This is a genomic window from Mesorhizobium sp. M8A.F.Ca.ET.202.01.1.1 (assembly GCF_004791595.1).
Taxonomy (GTDB): Bacteria; Pseudomonadota; Alphaproteobacteria; order Rhizobiales; family Rhizobiaceae; genus Mesorhizobium.
The window spans coordinates 227,471-250,377 of sequence record NZ_SRUN01000010.1 but is presented as its reverse complement, the minus strand read 5'-3'; the positions used below and the strand labels follow the sequence as shown (position 1 = coordinate 250,377).

General features: G+C 61.3%; 21 protein-coding genes, 1 tRNA gene and 3 pseudogenes. 7 read left to right on the top strand and 18 right to left on the bottom strand.

Going from position 1 to position 22,907, the window contains the following annotated elements; translation table 11 throughout:
• The first annotated feature begins 26 nt into the window (after positions 1-26).
• Positions 27-752 carry a fused MFS/spermidine synthase gene (locus EN845_RS22235; protein ID WP_127872388.1) on the top strand — a complete coding sequence of 242 codons (726 nt, stop codon included), beginning with the start codon at positions 27-29 and terminating at the stop codon, positions 750-752.
• Positions 753-828: 76 nt separating this feature from the next.
• On the opposite strand, the pseudogene EN845_RS22230 reads toward EN845_RS22235, so the two are convergent.
• Together EN845_RS22230 and EN845_RS22225 are read right to left on the bottom strand one after the other, a co-directional pair.
• Positions 829-1,569, bottom strand: a pseudogene (locus EN845_RS22230) (YoaK family protein); the annotation flags it as partial.
• Positions 1,570-1,706: 137 nt separating this feature from the next.
• Positions 1,707-1,979: a helix-turn-helix transcriptional regulator gene (locus EN845_RS22225; protein ID WP_127280787.1), complete on the bottom strand. Its 273-nt coding sequence runs from the start codon at positions 1,977-1,979 to the stop codon at positions 1,707-1,709.
• 309 nt (positions 1,980-2,288) lie between these two features.
• On the opposite strand from EN845_RS22225, the pseudogene EN845_RS22220 reads away from it, so the two are divergent.
• A pseudogene (locus EN845_RS22220) lies at positions 2,289-2,366 on the top strand (PhnA domain-containing protein); the annotation flags it as partial.
• On the opposite strand, the pseudogene EN845_RS22215 reads toward EN845_RS22220, so the two are convergent.
• Positions 2,333-2,491 (bottom strand): annotated as a pseudogene (locus tag EN845_RS22215) (agmatinase); the annotation flags it as partial. The pseudogenes EN845_RS22220 and EN845_RS22215 overlap by 34 nt on opposite strands.
• 332 nt (positions 2,492-2,823) lie before the next feature.
• Between EN845_RS22215 and EN845_RS22210 the strand changes: the two are divergent.
• Together EN845_RS22210 and EN845_RS22205 are read left to right on the top strand one after the other, a co-directional pair.
• Positions 2,824-3,483 carry a DUF1629 domain-containing protein gene (locus EN845_RS22210; protein WP_127872390.1) on the top strand — a complete coding sequence of 220 codons (660 nt, stop codon included), beginning with the start codon at positions 2,824-2,826 and terminating at the stop codon, positions 3,481-3,483.
• A 171-nt stretch (positions 3,484-3,654) separates the two neighbouring features.
• Positions 3,655-4,404 (top strand): GNAT family N-acetyltransferase, encoded by a 750-nt coding sequence (locus tag EN845_RS22205; RefSeq protein WP_127872391.1) that lies wholly within the window; start codon positions 3,655-3,657, stop codon positions 4,402-4,404.
• Between the two features lie 25 nt (positions 4,405-4,429).
• Here EN845_RS22205 and EN845_RS22200 read toward each other — a convergent pair whose 3' ends face one another.
• From EN845_RS22200 to metG, 3 genes are read right to left on the bottom strand one after another with little or no spacing between them, the layout of a single operon-like run.
• Positions 4,430-5,248, bottom strand: coding sequence for an MBL fold metallo-hydrolase (locus EN845_RS22200; RefSeq protein WP_127872392.1), 819 nt, complete (start codon positions 5,246-5,248; stop codon positions 4,430-4,432).
• Complete coding sequence (locus EN845_RS22195) at positions 5,245-6,045, bottom strand: TatD family hydrolase (protein ID WP_127872393.1); 801 nt, start codon at positions 6,043-6,045, stop codon at positions 5,245-5,247. Before EN845_RS22195 ends, EN845_RS22200 begins: the two co-directional genes overlap by 4 nt.
• Complete coding sequence (metG, locus tag EN845_RS22190) at positions 6,045-7,598, bottom strand: methionine--tRNA ligase (RefSeq protein WP_127872394.1); 1,554 nt, start codon at positions 7,596-7,598, stop codon at positions 6,045-6,047. Before metG ends, EN845_RS22195 begins: the two co-directional genes overlap by 1 nt.
• A gap of 409 nt (positions 7,599-8,007) precedes the next feature.
• On the opposite strand from metG, the gene EN845_RS22185 reads away from it, so the two are divergent.
• Positions 8,008-9,054, top strand: a complete 1,047-nt coding sequence (locus EN845_RS22185; RefSeq protein ID WP_127872395.1) for an aminotransferase class I/II-fold pyridoxal phosphate-dependent enzyme — start codon at positions 8,008-8,010, stop codon at positions 9,052-9,054.
• Positions 9,051-9,914: a hypothetical protein gene (locus tag EN845_RS22180; protein ID WP_127872396.1), complete on the top strand. Its 864-nt coding sequence runs from the start codon at positions 9,051-9,053 to the stop codon at positions 9,912-9,914. Before EN845_RS22185 ends, EN845_RS22180 begins: the two co-directional genes overlap by 4 nt.
• Before the next feature lie 61 nt (positions 9,915-9,975).
• Here the strand turns inward: EN845_RS22180 and EN845_RS22175 are convergent, their stop codons facing one another.
• The 4 genes from EN845_RS22175 to EN845_RS22160 form a co-directional block, all read right to left on the bottom strand.
• Entirely contained in the window at positions 9,976-11,031 is a 1,056-nt protein-coding gene (locus EN845_RS22175) for a DNA polymerase III subunit delta' (RefSeq protein WP_127872397.1), read from the bottom strand.
• A complete protein-coding gene (gene tmk / locus EN845_RS22170; RefSeq protein WP_127872398.1) occupies positions 11,028-11,702 on the bottom strand; it encodes a dTMP kinase in 675 nt (224 codons plus the stop codon). Before tmk ends, EN845_RS22175 begins: the two co-directional genes overlap by 4 nt.
• Before the next feature lie 80 nt (positions 11,703-11,782).
• Complete coding sequence (locus EN845_RS22165; RefSeq protein WP_167531438.1) at positions 11,783-12,946, bottom strand: D-alanyl-D-alanine carboxypeptidase family protein; 1,164 nt, start codon at positions 12,944-12,946, stop codon at positions 11,783-11,785.
• 94 nt (positions 12,947-13,040) lie between these two features.
• Complete coding sequence (locus EN845_RS22160; RefSeq protein WP_127872400.1) at positions 13,041-14,264, bottom strand: septal ring lytic transglycosylase RlpA family protein; 1,224 nt, start codon at positions 14,262-14,264, stop codon at positions 13,041-13,043.
• 266 nt (positions 14,265-14,530) lie between these two features.
• Between EN845_RS22160 and EN845_RS22155 the strand changes: the two genes are divergently transcribed.
• Positions 14,531-14,620, top strand: a tRNA-Ser gene (locus EN845_RS22155).
• A 127-nt stretch (positions 14,621-14,747) separates the two neighbouring features.
• Here the strand turns inward: EN845_RS22155 and EN845_RS22150 are convergent.
• The 8 genes from EN845_RS22150 to EN845_RS22115 form a co-directional block, all read right to left on the bottom strand.
• Complete coding sequence (locus tag EN845_RS22150; RefSeq protein ID WP_127872401.1) at positions 14,748-15,554, bottom strand: hypothetical protein; 807 nt, start codon at positions 15,552-15,554, stop codon at positions 14,748-14,750.
• A gap of 314 nt (positions 15,555-15,868) precedes the next feature.
• The gene (locus EN845_RS22145; protein ID WP_127872402.1) at positions 15,869-18,070 is read right to left on the bottom strand and encodes a hypothetical protein; all 2,202 of its coding nucleotides are present in this window, start codon (positions 18,068-18,070) and stop codon (positions 15,869-15,871) included.
• A gap of 70 nt (positions 18,071-18,140) precedes the next feature.
• The gene (locus tag EN845_RS22140) at positions 18,141-18,326 is read right to left on the bottom strand and encodes a hypothetical protein (protein WP_127872403.1); all 186 of its coding nucleotides are present in this window, start codon (positions 18,324-18,326) and stop codon (positions 18,141-18,143) included.
• A complete protein-coding gene (locus EN845_RS22135; RefSeq protein WP_127872404.1) occupies positions 18,323-20,710 on the bottom strand; it encodes a phage tail tip lysozyme in 2,388 nt (795 codons plus the stop codon). Before EN845_RS22135 ends, EN845_RS22140 begins: the two co-directional genes overlap by 4 nt.
• 202 nt (positions 20,711-20,912) lie before the next feature.
• Complete coding sequence (locus tag EN845_RS22130; RefSeq protein WP_127872406.1) at positions 20,913-21,653, bottom strand: hypothetical protein; 741 nt, start codon at positions 21,651-21,653, stop codon at positions 20,913-20,915.
• Positions 21,650-22,138, bottom strand: a complete 489-nt coding sequence (locus tag EN845_RS22125; protein ID WP_127872407.1) for a hypothetical protein — start codon at positions 22,136-22,138, stop codon at positions 21,650-21,652. Before EN845_RS22125 ends, EN845_RS22130 begins: the two co-directional genes overlap by 4 nt.
• A gap of 2 nt (positions 22,139-22,140) precedes the next feature.
• Positions 22,141-22,329 (bottom strand): hypothetical protein, encoded by a 189-nt coding sequence (locus EN845_RS22120; protein ID WP_127872408.1) that lies wholly within the window; start codon positions 22,327-22,329, stop codon positions 22,141-22,143.
• Complete coding sequence (locus tag EN845_RS22115; RefSeq protein WP_127872409.1) at positions 22,326-22,907, bottom strand: hypothetical protein; 582 nt, start codon at positions 22,905-22,907, stop codon at positions 22,326-22,328. Before EN845_RS22115 ends, EN845_RS22120 begins: the two co-directional genes overlap by 4 nt.

Sequence of the window (22,907 nt, the reverse complement as noted above, 5' to 3'; positions counted from 1 at the left end):
TAGGAACTCAGCTGTGGTGACAAGGCATGATCCGGGTTGCGAAATATCATACCGATTTCGGCAACATCGAGGTTCTGCGGGCCAAGGACTCCGGTTCGTTCATTTATCGCCAAGGTGGCTGCTATCAAAGTGAGTGCGATCCGAATGGCGTCAGCGTCGTGCCCTACATCCACGCGATCTTTGGCCTCCTCGCGCAAGCGCAGGCGTCCGATGTCTTGATGATCGGTTGTGGCGGCGGCAGCCTGGGGACGATGCTGGATAGGGTTGGCGTGCGTGTCACGATCGTCGACATCAACCCGAAGGCTTTCCAGATCGCCCAGAAATATTTTGGACTACCCCATGGAGTTTGCTGTTGCATCTCCGACGGGCGGGATTTTCTGCGCGCCGGCCGTCATCGCTACGATGCGATTGTTCTGGACGCATATTCCGGGAGGCGCATTCCAGACCACTTGTGTGCCGAGACATTCTTCGGCTTGGCGCAGACGCGTCTCAGCTCGTCCGGTATTCTGATCGGGAACGTTCATGCTCGACACGACCTTGACATCATGCCGGATCGTGTTGCTGCCAAACTCAGTAATATATGGGAGAACGTGAGACTGCTCGACACGCGCGGTATTCCGGATCGCAACGCGCTCGTCATGGCGGGTAAGGTGCGGGACCTCGTCCAGCCAATATTGTTGATACCGCCAGCGGTCGGAGCCGACGAGATCGCAAATGACCTCAGCCAATTGGTGTTCAGGCCTTGGCGCTAGCGCAACAGACAGCGTAATCCTTGGGGTGTGACCGGGCAGGTGCAAAAACTCCGCTGAGCTACTGCCAGAGTTGCTTCATGCGAACGGAGATATCTTCCAGGACTGGCATGGAGGCCAGCACGAGGAGAATGGCTGCGAGAAACAGCGTCGCTGCAAAGCCAATGTGCTTGAAACCCACAGCGCCGATGACACCGCCGACAAAGAACAATGCGACAAGCGATGCAAGCAGTCTCAGCTTTCTTCGATCTGCCTTCACGAACAGCTCGTCCGAGTCACTTCTTGAGATGTTCCAATAAAGCAGCTTGCCGAGTTCGATGCCCATGTCCGTCACCAGGCCAGTGATATGCGTCGTCCGGATTCTGGCTTCCGATAGCTTTGTAATGATGGCGTTCTGCAACCCCATGATGAAGCAAAGCAGCATCACCGTCATTGGTACAAAAAGCGCTTCATGACGCGCGAGATGGCCGCCGAGAAGGCCGAAACAGATCAGCAAGATGGCTTCCAGGACAAGCGGAAACGCATATTCGCTCTGCAGATGCTGCCGTCGCCCCCAATTGATCAGCATCGCTGAACAGGCCGCGCCAGAGACAAACGACAGCAAGGCTCCTAATCCGGAAAGCGCGAGCTCGACGTTGCCGAGTGCCAAGTGATCAGCCATCAACGAAACGATGCCTGACATATGGGACGTATACTGCTGGACCGCCAGAAATCCTCCAGCATTGGCCGCCCCCGCGACAAAGGTCAGGAAACGGGCGAGATGTCGATCGGTCCTGTCGCTCCGTTCCTTCCCGGCAAGCCGACGCAGATAGAGGATCATGGGCGAACCCTGCCTTTCCGTGTGGAAAAGCGGAACCACAAGTTGACGTGCAGGGAGAGGCTCATTGGGTGTTTCTGGAAGGAAAAGGAGACGAAAGACGGTGATTGCGCGGGCGCCGGAGGTCCACTTTGTATGGTCTAGTTCGGCTTGCCCAATAGCGTGTCCGGATGCCGGAACCTCACGCCACGACCACCATCGTCGCTGCGCATATGTTCGCTGAGAAGTTCAACGCCGGCGCGGTTCAGCGCGTTGATCACTTTCATCAAACTGTCGACAACGCCTCGCACATTCCCTTGGCTGGCCTCCATTCGTTGGATCGTTGGCAGCGAGACGCCTGCCATTTCCGCCAGGGTTTTCTGGTCGATGTTGAGAAGGGCGCGAGCGGCGCGAAGCTGGGAAGCCGTGATCATCGAGGAATCATCGTCTTGGTATGAGAAATGATATCCTCTATCGTATCATTGATGCATAAAACATCAATACAGGGCGAAAAAATAATGATTTGATCTTGGCAGGGAGAGCCTTGGCGACTATCCTGTGCCAATGACTCATCGTTACGAACCTTTTCAGGAGCCGACTGGCACCTGGGCCGTCAATGATGCTCGGACCGGGCGGCCCGCCGAGATGGGGAGTCGGACCATCGTTGGAATGAACCGACCCGATGCCGAGGAACTCGCCGATCTCCTCAACGGGCTGAATGCACAAAGGCAGGAAGTGAAACCATGAAGGTCAAAGACAGCAACGGCACACCTCTGAGTGACGGAGATTCCGTGACGCTCATTAAGGATCTCAAGGTCAAGGCGTGACCGCTGCTGTCTTTGCCGGGATAGGTGCTGCCGTGACCAGCACCGAAGATCACTGCGCGGGGCACCGTGCCATCGGCGAGGCGATCGGGCAAGCCTAGAAAGGAAGATCGAGTGGTCATTCTGATGGCCTTCAGTCCCGCCGACGCGTGATGAACGGATTGGGGCAGGTAGTTGCTTTGTATGTCGGATTCCATCGAGCGCATCCAGATCCATCGCATCCTGCGACCGGCGGAGGTGCGCTGATCCGACCCGGATACAGGAACAGAGCATCGCGCGGCACCGCCGCGTCATCTACGGTGATATGTTGGGTGCGGGCGGTCCGCAAAACGGATGTATAGTCTCGATCGACGCGTCGGTATCGGCGGCGTGCTCGAAAATCCGCTGCGAGGCCGCTGTGCGCAGCGTTAGGGGGGCTTCACTGCCTGGAAGCGTGCGAGGGTCGGGAGGTCGGGTGAAGATCTATGTTCCGAGTGTAGTGGAGGGGCAGGAATGGGTTCTTCCCGAACAAACCGACGACTACCGGCTATTCGCGACCCTCGGCGGCCGGAGCCAGAAGCGATGGCGTTCGCCCCGGATGAAATTCCTGCACGAGCAAGAAGACGGAACACCCCGGTTATATTCGGATTTTCCCTGGCTTGGCGAGCATGTGCTCATTCTGAGGGCCACGGCGTTGAAGTCGCTACGGCCGATTCTCGAACGGTATGGCGAATTCCTGTCGCTTCGTGGTGACGAGCCCATATGGCTCTTCAACGTCACCACTGTGGTCGATGCGCTGGACGAAGAGCGTTCAAGAATCGTCCGCTTTGACGATGGCGGCATCATGACGATCGAAAACCTCGTCCTTCGGGCGGAGGCTATCGGCGGGGCCGAGATATTCAAATTGCCGGAGCGTGCCGATGGCGTGCGAGTATCCGATATCTATCTGCAAGACACCATCGTGCGTCAGATCGGAGAACTCGGGCTCAAAGGCATCGCCTTTGAGTTGGTCTGGAATGACGAAACGGTCGGTCGCGACAGGATCGAATACCGCGGCGTGGAGCGTGCACCTGTCTCATCCGCGAATTCGCTCAGAAGTTTTTGGGCCGGTCTGCGTCGGAAGGCAGGTCTGTAAGGCAGGGCTGCGAGATGGATTCGAGACGCTTTCACGTTGCGACGAAAGTCGCATAAGATAGATTATGGAACTGATGCATAGGCCCGCAGTTGGAAATTGCGGTTGATTTTCATAGGCTTGAACCATCAATCCGTGTTGCCTTGAGTGGATGGCCAACGCTACGCTGCGCGGATGACAACAGCCAAGCGTGAGCTGGAATCCGCGATCGAGGTGTTCGTGCATGGGTACAGCACCGACAAGAGCCGCACCTTTCCCTACGAGGCCATCCGGGTCGGGCCATTGTGGCTGATGCGCGATGCCGTGCGCAAGAATCCTCGCGATTACCGCAGCGAGGAATGGGTCGTCCACGACGTTGCCGTCCCCAAAGCCGACGCGGTCGTGCGGCGGCATGCGCGGCCGGGTTTCGCCATTTCCGTCGTGATCGCGAACGACGAACCCGATGAGCCGACGCGAACCGCATACAAGGCTCTCGGCTACCGGCTGCTTCGGACGGAAGGCTTTTTCATCCAGCGATTGCGCCAGATTCCCAGCCCGCCGGCCATAGTCTCGATCGAACGCGTGCAGACAGTCGAACGCGCAGCGCAATTGGGAAAGATCATGCGCAGGCGTCCGATCGCCGACGATCTGCTCGGCGACGGCGCGCCGTTCCGCCAATATGTGGCGGTCGATGGCGACGATATCGTTGGCCGCGTGCGCAGCGTGGGTGCCACGGGAGCCACGTGGTGCGCGGACATGTATGTCGACCCTTCACACCGACGTCGCGGGATTGGTCAGGCTCTGCTGTCGAAAATGCTGGGCGATGATCGTGCCCATGGGTCGAGGTGCTCGGTGCTGACGGCGACCCACACCGGGGCGCTGCTGTATCCTGGCATGGGCTACGAGCGCATCGGCACGCTGCTGATATTCCAGCCGAAGAAGTGAACAGCGGAATAAACAAGCGTGTTCATCACGCTGATTCATAAGGAGTTTCGATCACCATGCCGTCGTAGGCCGGCACCACGGTCTCCGGCGTCTCAGTCATCACCGTGGCATAATCCAGCGGCACGTGCATATGCGTCAGGACGGCGTGTTTGGGCGCCAGCCGTTCGATCCATTCAAGCGCCTGGCCAAGCGATATGTGGCTCGGGTGGGTCTTGTATTGCAGCGCGTCGATTATCAGCACATCGAGGCCGCGCAGCCGCTCGACGGTGGCATCGGGAAAATCGCTGATATCGGGACAGTAGGCGAGCCCGCCGATGCGGAAACCCAGCGAAATGATGTCGCCATGGATCTGGGGCAGCGGCTCGAAGGTGAGGGCACCCCCCTCTCCTTCGATCACAACCGGCCTGGCATGGTCGATGATGTGGGCGTCGACGATCGGCGGATAGGAACTGCCTGGCGGCGTCTCGAAGCAATAGCCGAACGCCTCGCGCAGCCGCAGCATGGTCGGCTCGTCGGCATGGATGGCGATGCGATGCCGTTGTTCCAGCACATAGCCGCGCAAATCGTCGATGCCGTGGATGTGGTCGGCGTGCGGATGCGTGTAGATCACGCCATCGATGCGCCTGACTGAAGCCATCAGCATCTGCTCGCGGAAATCCGGCCCGGTGTCGATGACGACCGTGGTGCGGCCGCCATCGGCGGCAATGCGCTCGACAAGCGCGGCCGTGCGCATGCGCCGGTTCCTGGGATTGGTGGGGTCGCAATTGCCCCAGTCGCCGGTGATGCGTGGCGTGCCTGGCGACGATCCACAGCCGAGAATGGTCAGGCGCAGCCGGTCGCTCATGCCTCAGGCGCCCGCTGGTCCGGGCGTGGCATTTTTCGAAACAGCCGAAAGAAATTGTTGGTCGTCAACGCTGCGATTTCAGCCTCGCTGATGCCAATTGTTTCAGCCAGCACCTTGGCGGTCTGCGCGACATAGGCCGGCTCATTTCGCTTGCCGCGAAACGGTACCGGCGCCAGATATGGCGCGTCCGTCTCGACCAGCAGCCGGTCATGCGGCACATCGGCGGCGATGGCGCGCAATTCGGCTGAGTTCTTGAAAGTCAGGATGCCCGAGAACGACACATAGCCGCCTAACGACACGCCAATTTCGGCGAGCCGCCGTCCCGACGAAAAGCAATGCAGGATGAACGGGAAGGCGCCCTTCCCCGTCTCGTCCTCGAGAATGGCGGCCATGTCATCGTCGGCATCGCGCGAGTGGATGACGAGAGGCAGCCCGGTCTCGCGGGCTGCGGCGATATGAGCGCGAAAACCCTGCGCCTGCGCCTCGCGAGGTGCCTTGTCGTAGAAAAAATCGAGCCCCGCTTCACCGATCGCCACCACCTTCGGGTGAGCAGACAGGCGGACAAGGTCGGCCGTGGTGACGTCGAGCTCCTCGGCGGCATTGTGCGGATGGGTACCGACAGAGCAATAGACTTCGTCGAAAGTCTCCGCGATCTCAAGGATTTGCTGAAACCGCTTCACGCGCGTGGAGATCGTCACCATGCGGCCGATACCGGCCGCCTTGGCGCGGGCGACAATGGCCGCCCGCTCCTCGGCAAAGTCCGGAAAGTCCAGATGACAATGGCTGTCTACGAGCATCAGGCGTTCGCGTCCGTCTGTTCGACATAGCGCGGAAACACGCCCTCCGGCGCAGGCAGCTGCGTGCCGGACACAAGCGCATGGTCGGCGTGGACATGCACGAAATCGCGACTGTCCGCCGGCACCGCCAGGAGGTCGAGCAGCTTGCCGGCCGAGCCCGGAATGAAGGGCTGGCATAGAACCGCCACGCGCCGGACCACTTCGGCCGTCGTCCACAGCACCGTTTCCATGCGCTCCGGATTGGTTTTCTTGAGCGCCCAGGGTTCCTGCCCGGCGAAATACCGGTCCGCTTCCGCAACCACGCCGAAGATCGCCGCCAGTGCCAGATGGATGCCTTGCTCAGCCATTGCCTTGCGCGCGGTGACGAGGGCGTCGATCGCCTGATCCAGGATCACCTTGTCGGCTTCCGCCATATCGCCGCGCTTCGGCACCACGCCGCCGCAATTCTTGGCGATCATCGACAGCGAGCGCTGCGCCAGATTGCCGAGACCATTGGCCAGATCCGCATTGGTGCGATTGACGATCGCTTCATGGCTGTAGCTGCCGTCCTGCCCGAACGGCACTTCGCGCAGGAAGAAGTAGCGCACCTGGTCGAGGCCGTAATGCTCGACCATGGTGAACGGGTCGATGACGTTGCCGACCGACTTCGACATCTTCTCGCCGCGGTTGAACAGGAAGCCGTGGCCGAAGACACGCTTCGGCAGCGGAATGCCGGCCGACATCAAAAAGGCCGGCCAATAAACCGCGTGGAAGCGCACAATGTCCTTGCCGATGATGTGCGCATCGGCCGGCCAAAAACGCCAATTATCAGCCTTTTCATCGGGATAGCCGACGCCGGTGATGTAGTTGGTCAGCGCGTCGACCCACACATACATGACATGCTTTTCGTCGCCAGGTACCGGCACGCCCCAGTCGAATGTGGTGCGCGAGATCGACAGGTCCTTCAGTCCCGACTTGACGAAGCTCATCACCTCGTTGCGTCGCTCGGCCGGGCCAATGAAGTCGGGCTGGCCTTCGTAAAGCGCAATGAGCTTGTCCTGATAGGCCGACAGCCGGAAAAAGTAGCTCTCTTCCTCGACCCATTCGACCGGCGTTCCCTGCGGCCCGTAGCGGACATTGTCGGGACGGACCTCGGTCTCCTCCTCGCCGTAATAGGCTTCGTCGCGCACCGAGTACCAGCCGGCATAGCCGCCTTTGTAGACGTCGCCATTGGCGGCCATCGCCTTCCAGATCGCCTGCGAAGCCGCGTAATGCCGCTCCTCGGTGGTGCGGATGAAATCGTCGTTGGAGGCGTTGAGCGCGGTCGCCATGCGCTTGAACTCGGCCGAGTTGCGGTCGGCCAGTTCGCGCGCCGAAATGCCTTCGCGCTTGGCCGTCTGCAGCATCTTGATGCCGTGCTCGTCGGTGCCGGTGAGGAAGAAGACCTGCTTGCCGTCAAGCCGCTGGAAGCGGGCAAGCGCGTCCGTGGCGATCAACTCGTAGGCATGGCCGATATGCGGCTTGCCGTTAGGATAGGAAATCGCGGTCGTGATGTAGAATGTGTCGCGTGACATGAATGAACCGTCATGAATGTCTGAATGGGAGCCGTGGCGGTGGATATCGCATCGGAATGGCGATTGCCATCCCGAGACCAATGCATGCCGCCCAAAAGTCGCCCCGGTTTCCGGGGGCAACGGCATGCACCAAAAAAGGCCGTCACATTCGCATTGCAGAATTCAGGCGGTCGGTCATGGTCAGGACGTGCTGCTTCTTGTCGAGATTGCGGGGTGTCGGTCTCAAATATAACGTCCAAGGCCTCATGCCAAGTCCAGACCGCCTGCCTGACCTGCGCATTCATCACCATGGTCCAGCGGCAAGCCGTTGCAAAGTCGGGCAACGTTCCCTTAGGGTCGTGACGGGCAAAGGCAGACCTGCATGGCCACGACCACACAATATGATCCGCGACCGAATCTCGATCTGCGCTTGCGCCAGGCCGGCGCGAGCAAAACCGTCTACGCCCTCGTCACCTCCGAGATCGAGGCGGTAAAGGCCGAATTGCTCGGCAACAATACCGGAAATGGCCCTGATCCGGTCCGTGCGGCCTATCTCGATCAGTTTCGCCATGCCTGGACCGGAAAGCAGAACGCGCTGCACAAACGGTTCTTCGACACCTGGCTCGGTTGGGCGAAGCCGATGGCGCCGTTGAACACGGCTGACTTTCCATTCAGCTATCCGACCGCGGGTGCAAGCGAGCCGCTTTTTCACCTGATTGCCGATTACGGGAACCGCGCGCGCCTCGACGGATTCCCCCCTCGCCTTGCAATCTTTCGTGGCGAGTATGAGGGCTACAGAGCCTATGCTGAAGCCTGCGGCATTCCGGTGACGGAATATGACCGCCATGACTGGCGCGACATCGCCGACACCATCGACCCCCAGCATCTGCTGTGCCTCAGCCAACCCTCGGCCATTGACGGCATGTTATGGCCCGAAGCCAACGCATTTCTTCGCCGGCTCAGCGGACGCGCGAACCCGGCCCAGGTCGTCTTGGATTTGACCTATGTCGGGGCAACCGCCGAGCCACCGCCGGAAACGATCCTCGCCGACGCCCCTTGCGTGAGTGCCGTGGTGATCAGCCTGTCCAAACCGTTCGGCACCTATTACGACCGCATAGGCGGTGTGTTTTGCCGATCGGAGAATCTCGGCCTGTTCGGCAATCAATGGTTCAAGAACCTGACGTCGCTGCAACTGGGAATCCGGCTGATGGAGCGGTTCGACGTGTTCGCCATGGCGCGCCGCTACACAGCGGTTCAACATAGCGCTGCGGAACATGCCGGCCAGGCTCTCGGCCTCGCCCTGGTGCCGGCGGACGTCTTCATTCTTGCCCAGGCATCGGCAGGGGCGGACGGGGATTCGGACATGGCCTCCTACCTTACCCGCGCCCCTGGCGCGATCGGTGCTCGGCCCCGCTTGTGTCTCACGCCAGGCATGGCGGAGCGGATCGGCATGGCCCCTCCTGGACCGGTTTCATGAAGCATCTAATCCCGCTGGTCACCCGCGATGACGTCCATGCCCACTGCCTGGCGCACTGGAAAACGGATGTATTCCGATCCTCGCATCGCGAGGGCGGCTACATTCACGACGTCGTCGATCAGTACGCCCGCCTGCCGCGCTTCACCTGCGAGACCACCAACGACCGCCTGGAACGCGCGCACTTCTGCACCTGGTGGGGGCTGACGATGCGCCGGGACGACTATGCCGCTCCGGCCGTCGAGGATCTCTACATTCTGCATGAAATCTGGCACGCCGCGCACATGCCCTTCATACCGGGCATCGGGTTCGAGGCGTTCCACGGCAAGATGGAGCGCAACGAGCTCGAAGCGAGCGTGGCTTCCGAACTGCTGGTCTATTTCAAGATCGATGGACTGAGGGAAAGCGCGTTTCCGCATCCCATTTATGCGGACCGGTTTCTCAATGATCCGGCCATGCGGCTTCTATGGCGCGAGAACGAAGTCGTCGCCACCAACACGCTGCTCGAAGCGCGGCGAAACGTCATGTACTCAAAGCCCGAAGGCGACATGGACCTGAGCGAGCGCTGGATCCGCAAATTCACCATGCAGAACCGGCAATGGTCGATTGTCTGGGCCGACCGCTATCCCGACATCGAGGACCATATGCATCGGTTCCAGCAGATGGCACATGGCGGCGACAGGAAGGGGGCCGCCGACTTCCATATCGACTGGATCGAAGCCGAGGCCGCCAGCGATGCTGTAGACCACATTCCTTTCCGCGACCAGGCGCTGCTGTTCGCCACGATCTATTGGGCCAATCGCGCCAAATATGATGCCGCGCTCAATGGTGCCGCGAGCAAGCCGGCGCGGATGACGGCCTGAATAGCCGGCCGCGATCCTCCAACAGCTGCCAGCGGCTGGCGATTGCCGCCCCAGATGACCGTCACACGCGCATCGCCGAATTCAGTCGATCGATCATGGTCAAGGCATGCTGCTTCTTGTCGAGATTGTAGGTATCGGTCTCCGATATGGCGTCCAGCGCCTCATGCCAGCTGTCCGACAGTGTTTTGGCCCGAGCAAGGTCGCCGGCCAGCGCCGCCTGGCTTGCCGCGTCCGACAGAAGGTCCAGTGCCCGGCGGTTGAAGATGTCGAACTGGATCGCCTGATCTCGGCCCGCGACGGCTTCAGCCAGGCGATAGGCGCCGCCAATATCGCTCTTTCCCTTCGCCACCAGGCCATCGAGCGTCTGTGCGATCTCCAACCCGCCATATTGCGTCAACAGGATCGCGCTGCGGGCGCTTCCCCCTGCCCGCTCGACCAGCGCGGCTCGCGCGGCCGGATCGTCCGGCGGCGGCGGTTCCGCGGTCTCCAGCACCGCCATCAGCTCGTTGGCGTCGAGCGGTGTCAGCCGCACCACCTGGCAGCGCGAGCGGATCGTCGGCAGCAGACTGCCCGGCGCATGGACGATGAGAATGAACAGGGTTCGTGCCGGCGGTTCCTCAAGATTCTTCAGCAAGGCATTGGCCGCATTGGCATTCATGTCGTCGGCCGGATCGACGATCACCACCCGGTAGCTGCCGTCGTGCGACGTCAGCGACAGGAAGCGGCTGACCTTGCGGATTTCGTCGACGGTGACGACGGTCTTGAAGCTCTTGGTCTTGTCGTTCAAGGGGCGGGTCAGGTGCAGCACCCCGGGATGCGCCCCGGTGGCGATCTGGCGAAACAGCGGCGATGCCGGATCGGGAACCGCCAGGTTGCCGGGTGCCTGGTCGAAGGCCGGGTGCTTCAAAAGATGATGGGCAAGGTGGAAGGCAAGCGTCGCCTTGCCGATTCCGACAGGTCCGGCGAAGATCAGCGCATGCGGCAGCTTTCCCGCCCGATAGGCGGCAGCCAGCATGGCGGCGGCCTGCCCGTGCCCGACCAGACGCGGCGTTTCGGAGGGTTCCGGCACACCATCCAGCGTATCGTGCTGTTCCGGCGCGATGCGTTCGAAGATCATACCGGTGCGACCTGCCTGTTGCGCTCGGGCGCCCTTGCCTCCAGTGCCGCGAACACGGCCGCGGTGACGACGTCCTCCACCGTATCCGGATCGGCGGACGCATCGACGACGATGCAGCGCTCCGGCTCTGCCGCGGCGATCGCCAGGAACGCTTCGCGGCGGGCCTGGTGGATGGCCAGCGTCTCTTTTTCGAAGCGGTCGGCGGCGGCATCGCTGCCGCGCCGCAAGGTCGCGCGCTTCAAACCCTCGGCCGGGTCGATATCGAAGATCAACGTCATGTCGGGCATCATGCCGTTGATGGCGACCTGTTCCAGCATGGCCATGAACGCCGGATCGATCCCGCCCGTAACGCCCTGATAGACACGCGAGGAATCCAGGAAGCGGTCACAAAGCACGATGGAGCCGCGCTCGACGGCCGGACGGATGACCTGCTCGACATGGTCGGAGCGCGCGGCGGCGAAGAGCAGCGCTTCCATCTTCGGCCCGAACGGTTCGGCGGCGCCCGACAGCAGCACATGACGGACCGCTTCGGCGCCCGGCGAGCCGCCCGGTTCACGCGTGCGCAGGACGTCATACTTCTTGGCGCGCATCTTTGTGGCCAGCCGCTCGATCTGTGTCGACTTGCCTGCGCCTTCGCCGCCTTCGAAGGTGATGAAAAATCCGCGCGCCAACCGAGGGCCTTTGTTCGTGTTCGAGTGGATTGTTGCGCTCTAGATAGTCCGCGTTCGGGAAAACGTCCATGCCGTCGGTGTTATCGAAGCCAGCCGATAGCCAGTTCCTTGACGGCATCGAGCGCGCGTTGCGGCAACGTGCCGACGCCGATCGTTTCGGCGGCGAACAACGGTGTCTCCTGGCTCAGCGTGTCGCCGATCCAGACGCGCAGGGCGCCCACCGGTTGCCCCTCCTCCACCGGAGCGGCGACCGGCCCGGTGTAGACGATTCTCGCCGTCAGCTTGTCGCGGTTGGTGATCGGCAGGAAGATGTCGATCGGACCTTTTGCCTTCAGCGTCACACCGGATTTCGCACCGCCAAAGACCTGGGCCTCTCCGACCACCTCGTCCTTGGCGAAGATCTCGGTCTTCTCGAACGAACGAACGCCCCAATCGAGCAGTTTGCGCGCCTCTTCGGCACGCTCCTTGTCATTGGCCAGCCCGCTCATTGCAGCGATCACCCGCTTGCCATCGTGGCTGACCGAAGCGACGATGCCGAAGCCGGATGTCTCGCTTGCGCCGACAGCCAGGCCGTCGGCGCCGATGTCCATCGCCAGCAGCGGGTTGCGGTTTCTCTGCGAGATCTTGTTCCAGGTGAAATCCTTCAGGCCATAGTAGCGATAGAAATCGGGGTATTCGCGCCGCAGATGGAGCGCGAGCTGCGCCAGTTCGCGCACATTTGTCTGCTGGCCATCGGCCGGCAGGCCGGTCGAATTGACGAAAGTCGAAGTCTTGAGGCCGATCTGGCGCGCGCGTTCGGTCATCTCTTCGGCAAAATTATCCTCCGACCCGGCCATGCCTTCGGCGATGACGATGCAGCCGTCATTCGCGGCCTGCACGGTCACCCCCTGGATCAGGTCCTCGAGCCGGATCGCCGATTTGAGCTTGGCGAACATCGTCGAGGTCCCCGACGGCGCGCCACCTTTGCGCCAGGCGTTCTCGCTGACCACGAACGTATCGTCGAGTTTCAGGCGCCCGGACTTGAGGGCGTTGAAAACCACTTCCATCGTCATCAGCTTGGCCATCGAGGCCGGCGGAATGGGTTTGTCGGCATCTTTCGAAAACAGCACCGTGCCGGTGTCGGCATCGATCATGAAGGCCTGTGCGGCCTTGGTTTCGAAAAGCTGCGCTTGGGCCGGCGAAAGCATAAGCAGCAGGCCAAGGAGAACAAACCCGGCGAAAGGCTGTAGCAAGCGAAATTGCATGAAAAGCGACCCGTTGGCCGGCCCCTCCGGCGTGCCGAAACTATCGGGCTTTTTCGGCGAGGGATCAACTGCCGGCGGCACGCCGGCTCTCGGATCAGTCGCGCACGACCAGCGCGTCGGGCGCGCCGTGGGACCATGCCGCCTTCAGCAACTCGTCCAGGTCGCCATGGCCGTCCGGATAGAGGTTGACCGCATACCAGTCATTGCCGTCGAGATCGGAGCGCTGGATTTCTATTCTGCCGAAGGACTTTAGCGCCGAGGCCACACGTTTGGCCTCGGTGGCATCGTCGAACGTGCCGGCGGCGACATAGTCGGAGCTGGACGGCGCCGCTTGGCGATCGGTCTTTTTCCAGGACCGCAGGATGTCGGCGGGCGACATGCCGCTGTCGTCCAGCGCGGCAAAGACATCCGCGCGATGGACGCGTTCATCCGCATAGGACAGCGAGGCCATGGCGAACGGCGATTGCGGCGGCAAGCCGATCTCGGGACGTTCCGGCACGATCGGTCCGAAATCGGGCAGCGCCAGATCGCCGAAGGCCGGCGACTGCGCGGACATCTGCGCCTGGACCGGGGTCGCGGAATCGGTCAGCTGACCTGGAAACGGCACGGCGGCAGCACCCGCCGGAAGGCTCGGCGACGGTCCGTTCATGGCCACCATGACGCCGGTCGGCAAGCCATCCGATGGATCCGGTATGCGGTTGCCGGGATGGTAGGAGGCCATCAGGTACTGGTCGTCATTGCCGTCGAGCGGCGCGCGGCCGACATATTCGACCTTCACCTTCGCGGTGCCGACCTTGTCGTAGTCGAGCATCTGCGCGGCACGCTCCGAGACGTCGATGATGCGGCCCTCATGGTATGGGCCGCGGTCATTGACGCGCACGATGACCGAACTGCCGGTTTCGAGGTTGGTGACGCGGGCATAGCTGGGCAGCGGCATCGTCGGATGCGCCGCCGTTAGTTGCGCCGTGTCGTAGACTTCGCCGTTGGCGGTCAGCCTTCCATGGAAGGCGTCGCCATACCACGAAGCCAGGCCGACCTTGGCGTAGCGCTTCTCTTCCTTGGGATAATACCACTTGCCGCGCACCTGATACGGCTTGCCGAGCTGGTCGCGGCCGCCGCCGCGCCGCATGAAGGCAGCGCGCGGACTGGCCTTCACCCCATATTCGGTCTCGGCGAAATATTCCTTGGAGCGGGTCTTCTTGTAGACCATGCCCTTCGGCTCGGGCTGCGACGCGCAAGCGGCAAGCAATGCAGCCGACGCCGCAAGCAACGCAACCGTGGCAACGCGACGAAGACGCGGGTGCGTCACAGCCTGCATTCTTGATTGCCCCCCTAAAGTCTCGACCAACAACATCGTGTCCGACCATCAGAGAGCCACGCGCTCACTCGACAATGCCAACGACGTCTCGGACCCCGATCCTTTGTGCGCAGGAATTGTTTATCACGGTATTAACCGATTGTGGCCGGAACCGGGCAAGATTGTGACGCTGCTTGTCCTGTCCCGGGGCTTGGAGAAGCGCCGCTTCACGCAAGCCGGTTGACAGGCCTTTGCCGGGCACACTAGAGCAGTGGCCGGCAGTCACCGGAGGGATGGCCGAGCGGTTTAAGGCACCGGTCTTGAAAACCGGCGTGGGCGCAAGTTCACCGTGGGTTCGAATCCCACTCCCTCCGCCACATGCCATTGAAATACTTACATTTTCTTCCGTTTTACTGGTCGTACGTACAGGATTGCGAACAGCCATAGAAAAGGCCCGGAAGCCGAAGCTGCCGGGCCTCCGTGCGGACAAATTTGTCCAGACGGTCAGAAGCCTCTGGCCGCCATTGCGCTCACCTCCTCCACGAACAGGTGGAGGCACTCTACATCCCAGTCCCACTCATTGATGGGCCGCTCAGGCTCTTTTGGATACAAGCTGGTATCAAATTGGAGCGTCTCAGCCTTTGCAGCGATGCCGGCAATTGTCTTGGCTGGGATTGCATGCAGGCGTTTTCTTATGCCGTCGCAGACCTCCGCCATATCGGCCGATGCTTCAATGCTTGGCTCGCACTCAGCATGCCGCTTTTGCCAGTACTCTGGGAAATCCTTTATCGGGCAGTGATCTCGCGGGTCACCATTGCGACTCTCAAAATCGTCCAGGGTCCGTTCGCATTCCTCCCAGACGGTCTTCCATGTTGCCTCCGCGAGCTTGAATTCGCGCGCCAAAGCGATCAGTTCTTCGTCGGGGGACCAGCCGCCCAAGTTGTGCCGGAATCCGATCGCGAATTCTCGTGCTTTAGATGGGTATATCTCGGCAACAAACTGGTCTTTGGCGCCACCAAGATCGGCCATCCAGTCATCCATAGCTAAGGACAATTCCCGTGCAAGCCTGTTCACTTTGTCCACCGGGGCTTCGACGAGGTCAGCAGCGCTAGCTTCGAATGGTACCACCGTTGCGGCAAGCGCCGTGGTCGCTGCAAATGCTGCTCTGCGGCTGAGCTGTTGGTTCATGATCGCATTCCCTGCTTCTTCGATTGTTGGGGTCGTTGCGCGCTGTTCGATGGTTACTGAGTCGGGCGGCAGCAGCGACCCGCACAGACGGCGAAGCTGGGGAAATCCTGGCAAGATGTTCATGATGGTTTCTCACTGGTAAAGGACTGTTCAAGGCCCACATGGCGGACGGCGCCAAAGCCGGGGGTTGAACACCTGCCAGTGAGACAGGCCGATGGCTTTTACGGTTTCCCGCTGGACAGCACCACCGCCCCCGGCCTATAGAAAGGCCGTTCGCGGCAGCCGCCAAGCTGCGCGTCATCCCGCAAGCGGGAAAACGACTTAGATCGCGCCAACGATTTTCGGTCGTCACTGGTCCGGGTGTTCAAGCCCACGGACACGTTGCTCTTATTCGGTTAATTTTTCAAGCGCGCCCTTCGCGGGGCGGAGCTATTGGCCTAGAGCATCGACACCACTTCAAGCATGCAACCCTGGTCAACCGGACTGTCGGCCAGATCCAGCATCACAACGCGGAAGCCAGTGGTCGTAAGTGTCTGCACATAGACTTTGCAGCTCGCTCCTGTCGCGGTGACGCGATAACTGCTTGCGTCGGGATGAGCGGTCGTGAAAGCAACGTCCACGAGGCCCGTTCCCGCGCTCGTCAGCGAAGCGATGTTGGCTGAAGCGCCGAACTGGGTCAGTGTTGATCCAGATTTGAAGAACTTCACCTCTGCGAACGGACGCTTGAAGCGACGGAATACTCCATTGGTGGAGCCCGTCTTCTGCCACGGCGTGCTCACACCCACCCAGTCGACGCTGAGGCTGGTATTTCCAGAACTGCCGGCCCGCTCGATGATGCCAATCTGGGCATAGGAGCCTGAAGTCTGGACAACGCGCGCCGGGTTGATGTTGCAGTTTGTCGAGCCGTCGAGATCGAAGATAGCGCCGCCGGCACCAGCTTGACCAACATCACGAACCGATCCCCCCACCCACTGCACATTGTCGCAGCCCTGGATGTAAGCAGCTTCACCGCTGTAATTCGCAATGATCGCGCCTTTGACCACCACATCACGGCATTCGCTCAGGCTGTAGGCTCCGTCGCTGGCTACTGACAGGTTTCGACTGTTGGCCATGTTGTTGTTGAGGGAGACCTCATCACAGCGTTGAAGCAGGCAGATGGCGCCGGGATTGATCACTGGCCTGTCAAAGCCAGAGCCGGAAGTTGCATGGTTGCTGTCGATGACAAGCCCATAGATGCGCTCGGAAGCGGACGCAGTATGTGCATAGACGCCTACCTGAAGCCCGGACCATTCCATGTCGCGCACCACGACCTGACGCACCGAATGCCCCGAGGTCGCCTCGATTTCCACGGCGATGCACCCGGAGATGCTTTCCGAGTTCACCGTCCCGCCGGCAACCACCACGTTGGCACTGTCCTGAACAAAGACGGCGCGACCGCCGGTCAGCGGGAAGAAATACTGATTCTCTCCAATGTAGATGTCGCCGCCACCCATCGCGTAGATGCCCACACCGACCGGCCCTTTGAAGACGTTGTGCGCGACGTGGGAGCCGCCGTATCCGGTCCAAGTGCAGGCCGCCCGAGTGTAATCAAAGATCGTGTTGTCGTGGATGTTCACCCCAAACGTGTAGTCCGAAATGATGGCGTCCACCGCGAGGCCGTTGCAGTCCAGCACCAGGCCGCATACCTCCGATTGATCGGGTCCGCGACTGTTGGTGACACCGCCAACGGCAGCGGAATTGTATTGGAAGGTGATCAAGCCTGTCATGGCCGCGCCGGCAATCAGCTTGCCAGAGCCGTCCGAGTAGAGCTTGAAGCTTGATTTGTCGCTTATGTAGAGGTCGGCCGCCAACGTCTTCAGTGCCGCTTGCTGGCGCGTGATCCGAGCATATAGGCGGGTGTTCGTCTTGAACGCCCGGCCGGGCGTTATCTCGATGGCGCCGCCAGTGTAGCCCACCACGTTCAGCATGCATTGAAGGGCGGCGTATTCGTCAGGCACGGAAGAGTTAGGGGCTGAGGCGGCTGCACCGACAGCGCCCCACATCTCGGGTCTGGCGATGTCGTAATCTCTAACCCATGCGCCGACAGTCAGGGCAACGCTATTCGCCTTGATAACCACACCCTCCAGTGTGTCGAGGGCTGCAAGCGCAGTGAAATCCCCGGTCGTCCAGATGAACGGGCCAGTGCGCCCCGCTTCCGTCAGGATCACCGACATACCTGGCTGAGGAACGAGCATCTTGATCAACGACCGGCTCGGCAGGGAGCCCGCAAACTTAGCCGGGCCAAACGAGAATGATATCTCGGTCGTGCCTATCGAGATGGGGTCTGCGGTCGCGACCTGCCAAAGGCCCGAATTGGCGGACCCTTCCGCGACAAGAACGAGACTGCCCTGCCGCACATCGCGGGTCTTGGCGAAATCTGCCGAACGCCGCCATACTCCCGTGTCAGCGATGTAGATGCCGTTGTCGGTGGCGGTCGTCTGGTTCTTGACGAGCACCCTGTCACCCGTGACGACAGACACGCCATCGATGGTCTGCTCATGGGTCAGGATGATGTTTGCGGTTGTCGCGACCTTGCATGGGCCTTTGATCGCGGTGCTGGACGAAAGCCCGTCAAGGCGGGCAGTTGTGATGCTGGTCAAAGTAGGCTCCATCTAAGGGATGGGACGTCATCCGACGTTCCAGGCGCGCTTGCCGAAGGCGCGGATCGGCTCAGTCGAGGTGAAGCCCCCGACGTTTAATTTCGGTCCTGTACGCCTCCAGGATGCTGGTTGCGGTTTCGGACTCGGGATCGATTCCGAAGTCAGCCCATTTCGCTTTGAGACCGCGCGCCTGCACAACGATCACCTCGTCACTCATGGCCTTGATGTCTTCCAGCAATTGCTCAAATTCGGTCATTGTCCCTGCGTCCTCCGCATGCTGCTGATAAGGTCTCTCTGCTCTCCGAAGGGCAGACCCAGATCGGTGATCGATGGCGTTGGCGCCGGACGCATAACCGGGTGAATTCGGAACACGACCGGATTGCCGGTGGCATCGCCGATCGCCTGGCCCGTGTAGGAATCCATGAACACATAGGTCCCGTCTTCCGGGCCGTTGCGCCATTTGCCCTGAAGAAGAACATTCTCGACGTGGTTTTCCAAGGCGGCCTTGACGGTCGCCCGACTGCCGTCCGATGCCGGCACAGCGTCCGGAATTTCCGCCTGCTTCTGGAGCGCGGACTTCACCTCCGGCAGCAAGTCGGACAAAGCACCCACGACCGGCTGAGGATCTTGGTCTGTCGGCAACAGTATCTCGGCGTGGTTGGTGATTATCGGCGCGACATTGCCGAACAGATCGCGGCCGGCATCGGTCACAGCTTGCTCCAGCGTTGCGCCATTGCGCATGCGGACCATGACGGCATTGCTGAGCAGCTTGGTTGCCCTGGTGGCATGCTCGTAATTCTCGGCCGTGCCGAACGAGAGGCCATAGAACAGATCGCCAACCTTGCCCTGGTCGAAGAGTTGCGACTGAACTTCGGTGCCGATCTTTTCAGGCGTCGTCGGGTTGGAACCGGGCAGCTTCGAGACATCAACGAAAGCAGCCTGGAACAGGCGACGCGCGGCACCTTCATCGCCGCGCGCAAGCGCCATGGCGGCGCCCTCCGCCTCGGGCGGCATTCCTGCCTTGACGAGCTGATCAAAGATTTGCTGCCGCTGCTTGGTGTCATTCGTAGCCATCAACAGGCCGGCGGCAGGAGCGAACCGCGCCGCGTCGGGAAGTGACTCGTTCTTGAACGCCGCCGCCGCTGTGTCGGCCACCGTGGAAGGCAAGAGAGCGGGCTGGGCGATCCCGAGCGATTGCTGAGCCTGCGCGGTCTCGGAAAGAGCCGCCTGCATGTCGGCGGGGTTCTGGCTGGCCGCTGCTGCCTGCCATGCGTCTCGAAGGCGCGGGAAGGCCTGCTGCGTGACCGTGAACGGGTCTGCCTTGCGTGCGGCGATGACATTATCGGCCGCCTGCGAAAGGGTCTGGTACTTCTCTTGCTGCAAGGCCGCGTCATTGCCCGAAGACGTTGGCCGGGACGAGGCAACAGCAGCAACGATGTCCGCGGTGGACATGGTTTGAAAATCGTGCGCCGACTGCGCCACATCGAGGCTTTGCTTAAAGGCGCTGTAGCGCTGCGCGCCGTCCTGGGGATAGGCCCCTTGGAATTGCTCCACGGTCGGCAACGGCCCGGAATAGGCGCCAGTGGTCATGATCGCGGCCGGAGCATTCTGGACGGCAATATCCAGCGAGCCGCGCGCCTGGACGTTCTGGCGGTCCTGCTCAGCGGCGGCGTACTTCTCCAACTGAAGCTGCTTGTCTGCCGGCAGGGACGTGAACCATTCCGGCTTCACGGATTCGCCAGCGGCCTGTGCGGCGTAGCGAAGGCGTTTGTCGTAGTGCAGAGCGTTCTGCGGCCCCTTGTCGGACCCTGCCGGGCGCTCGTACATGATCGCGCCTTCGGCGGCCGACTTCACGTCGGTGGCGTTCTTGATCAGCCCTGCCGCACCCTTCTCACTGGTGTTCAGCTCATGGTCCACAAAGGCAAGCTGAATGCCGTAATCCCGCCAGTCGGCGCCATGATCGGCAGAAAACTGTTTCAGGGCCACCGCCCGGCTGGAATTCCATTGGCCAATACCGATCGAATCGGAACCGTCCGTGCCGTCGCCACCGTTCCGGGCGCCGGGGTTCAGGGAACTCTCCGCCAGCAGATTGCCGACAATGCCGGCGGCCTGTTCCTTGGTGTAGCCACGCCCCATGAAGAACGAGAGCGCCGCACTTGTCCTCCCTGCAACGCTGACCGGGAGCTTACCAGTGATGACACCCGGGTCTTTCTCGATCTCCCGCTGACCATAGACGAAGTCGCCGCCGTTGATCACGCTTTCGTGCCAGTCCTGGGCTTCTGAGGGAGAGAGGTCTCCCATCTGCTTCGCAGCAGCAATCGAGGCTTCCGCGTTCTGCCGGGCATGGGTGCGGGCTTCCTCGCTGGCGTCCGGGTCCGCAATCACAGACTGGTACGCCTGGAGACCGGTCTTGTAATTGACCAGGCGCTGTTCCTTCTGCCGCCCTTCGGAAAGGTTCAGGACACGATTGCGGGCAGACAACGCACGGTTGTTGAAGTCCGCCAGCCATGTCGCCCGCGACTGCGGATCGCCAATATGCTGCGCGGCATCGAAGCCGATCTTTGCGGCGCCATCCTCAAATCGATTCTGAAAATTGGCGTAGTCCGTCTGGGAATCGAAGGTGCGCTCGAAGTCGTTCAATTGCTTGGTGGCGATACCGTCAGCGGTCGTTCCACCCAGCAGAGCATCCTGTTTCTTGCGCTCAGCGCCGATCGACTGGATAGCAGCCCCGAGGTTTTCCAGGCCGCGACCGATGCCGCTCGTGTCAATTTGCGCGATCGTTCTGCCGGAGCGCAGATTTTCTGGGCCACTGAGGTCTAAGGCCGTTGGGAGTTTCGCGATGTCAGCCTCCCGCCATCTTGCGGTAGATCTTGGTGATCACGTGGGTATCGAGGTTTTCAAACCAGGCCCACAGATCGGCCGCCGAATCCTCGTCCAGCATGTCAGTCAGACGTGCGGCACGCTGGCGGAGAACGCCAACCTTCTCAGCCGCTTCGGCTCCCCAATGCTGCACCATGATCTTGCCGGCCGGCGTGGTGGCGAACAGATCGATTTCACCCGATGAGGCGGGCGTAGACCACGGCGCCCCGGTGGCAAACTCGTCCATCAAGGCCACCTCTACCGCCGCCGGTACTTCCTGGGTAAAGCGCTCCATGAAGGCACGCTGGCGGCGGTTGTTGCCGGCTTCCCGCACGATCTCGCCAACATCCTTCTGGACGTTCGCCAGGCGGGTCTGGAAGGCACCGTCACGGGACCAGTCGTAAACGAGCCGCTGGCCTTCCACAGAGCTGCACAGGGTCGCGCGGGAGGCATCGGCCGGCATCGGTGCGGTAGGCTTGCCGGCGTCGGGATTGGCCGCCTCGATCTCGCCCTGGAGCAGAGCCGCATATTCCTGATCCAGGCCTTCGGATTCGTAGCGAGCGAAGTCGCTGCGCATGACGGCTTCGATTTCAGCTTTACGGGTGGGGTCGGCGGGTAGAGAGGCAAATCCCACCCGCGCAGCCCCACCCGTAAGGCCTTCACCCGTCGCAGAGCCTGCTCCAGCTGCGCCAGGATTCTCGGAAATGACGATTTCGTTGCTCATGCGACCCTCGCCGGATAGAGCTGGGTCAGGAGGCGCGTTGCCAGTTCGGCATTTGCCGTCGCCTGCGTCATGACGTGACCGTCGCTCTTGCGCTCAACGACGTAGCCAAAGCCGTTCCAGGCGACCCGATACTTGTCATCCTCGAAAAGCTTGTCGAAACGTGCCGGCATCGTCGTGATCCGGGGTTTTGCCAGCACCGCGCCTTTGGCGTCGGCGGACGCTACGATGGCCTCTGCAAGCCAAGTTTCGTCATACGCAACGACTGTCACGCGGTCGAACTTGCGCAGCGCGTTGCGGCTGCCATTTTGCAGCTTGCGCCACACACCGGGCTCCTTCAGATCATCGGCAACGAAGTCAGATGGGACGCGCACCAGATATTCCCGCCATACTTGGCCGGAATGCTGAAGCTCGACCCGAGCCGGATCGATGACGGGCGCCAGACGCGGGGCCGCGGGGATTTCTGTAGAAATTTCGGTCTTTGCCATTTTCAGAGGACTCCTTTTTCGACCAAGGCGGCGGCGCGGGCTTCGGCCGCCTCCCTCCCGTGCATGAGTTCGAGGCGTTCGCCATCGGGACGGCACAGCCACATGATTGGTGTGTCCGTGCCCGGCTCACACAGGGTGCTGCTTTCCAGCGCGGCCTTGCCGTCGCAAATCGGTTCAAGCGGGTTTCTCATTGCTCGGCTCCTTTCAGGGCGAGGATGATCTCGGGTTCGGTGATGGTGCGTTCCGTCTCGGCCCATTTGCCGCCGAAGCGGGAAGGCACAGCGTCAGGAAGGGTGACAAGGCCAAGCTTCCGGCCCATGCCCGTCAGGGGCTTCAGGACACAGGCAAGCATCTGGCTAATCCGCAACTCGGTCTCGTTCTTGTCGATGATGCCGGCGCCGCCCTTCTGGTTCAGCTTGCGGACGGTATCGGCACAGTCATGGTTGGCAGCAATCCAGAGCTTGCACTGTTCGGTGAAGTCGCGGGCGGCCTGCTCCGCCTTTGCGGCAGCCTCCAAGCGCTCCTCGTTGCGTTTGGTCAGCTTCTCCCTCAGACCAGCAAGGCGGGCTTTCTCAGCGGCAATAGCGGCCTCTCTGGAGCGTCGGGCTTCCTCACCCTCGGCGGCACCGATCGCGTCCAGTTCGGTCTCCAGGGCGGTAAGCTCCCGGTTGTCGAAGCTCTTACCGTCAAGCAATGCCACACCACGGGCCTGCTGAAGGGCAAGGATACGGGTCTCTGCTGCGGCACGGCGGCGGGCGAGGTCCATCAT

What these genes read in the sequence shown, in the direction of transcription:
- EN845_RS22115 (WP_127872409.1), bottom strand. Translation starts at nt 22,907, where the DNA reads ATGATGGACCTCGCCCGCCGCCGTGCCGCAGCAGAGACCCGTATCCTT.
- EN845_RS22125 (WP_127872407.1), bottom strand. Translation starts at nt 22,138, where the DNA reads ATGGCAAAGACCGAAATTTCTACAGAAATCCCCGCGGCCCCGCGTCTG.
- EN845_RS22180 (WP_127872396.1), top strand. Translation starts at nt 9,051, where the DNA reads ATGAAGCATCTAATCCCGCTGGTCACCCGCGATGACGTCCATGCCCAC.
- EN845_RS22165 (WP_167531438.1), bottom strand. Translation starts at nt 12,946, where the DNA reads ATGCAATTTCGCTTGCTACAGCCTTTCGCCGGGTTTGTTCTCCTTGGC.
- EN845_RS22140 (WP_127872403.1), bottom strand. Translation starts at nt 18,326, where the DNA reads ATGACCGAATTTGAGCAATTGCTGGAAGACATCAAGGCCATGAGTGAC.
- EN845_RS22205 (WP_127872391.1), top strand. Translation starts at nt 3,655, where the DNA reads ATGACAACAGCCAAGCGTGAGCTGGAATCCGCGATCGAGGTGTTCGTG.
- EN845_RS22150 (WP_127872401.1), bottom strand. Translation starts at nt 15,554, where the DNA reads ATGAACATCTTGCCAGGATTTCCCCAGCTTCGCCGTCTGTGCGGGTCG.
- metG (WP_127872394.1), bottom strand. Translation starts at nt 7,598, where the DNA reads ATGTCACGCGACACATTCTACATCACGACCGCGATTTCCTATCCTAAC.
- EN845_RS22195 (WP_127872393.1), bottom strand. Translation starts at nt 6,045, where the DNA reads ATGCTCGTAGACAGCCATTGTCATCTGGACTTTCCGGACTTTGCCGAG.
- EN845_RS22200 (WP_127872392.1), bottom strand. Translation starts at nt 5,248, where the DNA reads ATGAGCGACCGGCTGCGCCTGACCATTCTCGGCTGTGGATCGTCGCCA.
- EN845_RS22120 (WP_127872408.1), bottom strand. Translation starts at nt 22,329, where the DNA reads ATGAGAAACCCGCTTGAACCGATTTGCGACGGCAAGGCCGCGCTGGAA.
- EN845_RS22130 (WP_127872406.1), bottom strand. Translation starts at nt 21,653, where the DNA reads ATGAGCAACGAAATCGTCATTTCCGAGAATCCTGGCGCAGCTGGAGCA.
- EN845_RS22235 (WP_127872388.1), top strand. Translation starts at nt 27, where the DNA reads ATGATCCGGGTTGCGAAATATCATACCGATTTCGGCAACATCGAGGTT.
- EN845_RS22175 (WP_127872397.1), bottom strand. Translation starts at nt 11,031, where the DNA reads ATGATCTTCGAACGCATCGCGCCGGAACAGCACGATACGCTGGATGGT.
- EN845_RS22160 (WP_127872400.1), bottom strand. Translation starts at nt 14,264, where the DNA reads ATGCAGGCTGTGACGCACCCGCGTCTTCGTCGCGTTGCCACGGTTGCG.
- EN845_RS22225 (WP_127280787.1), bottom strand. Translation starts at nt 1,979, where the DNA reads ATGATCACGGCTTCCCAGCTTCGCGCCGCTCGCGCCCTTCTCAACATC.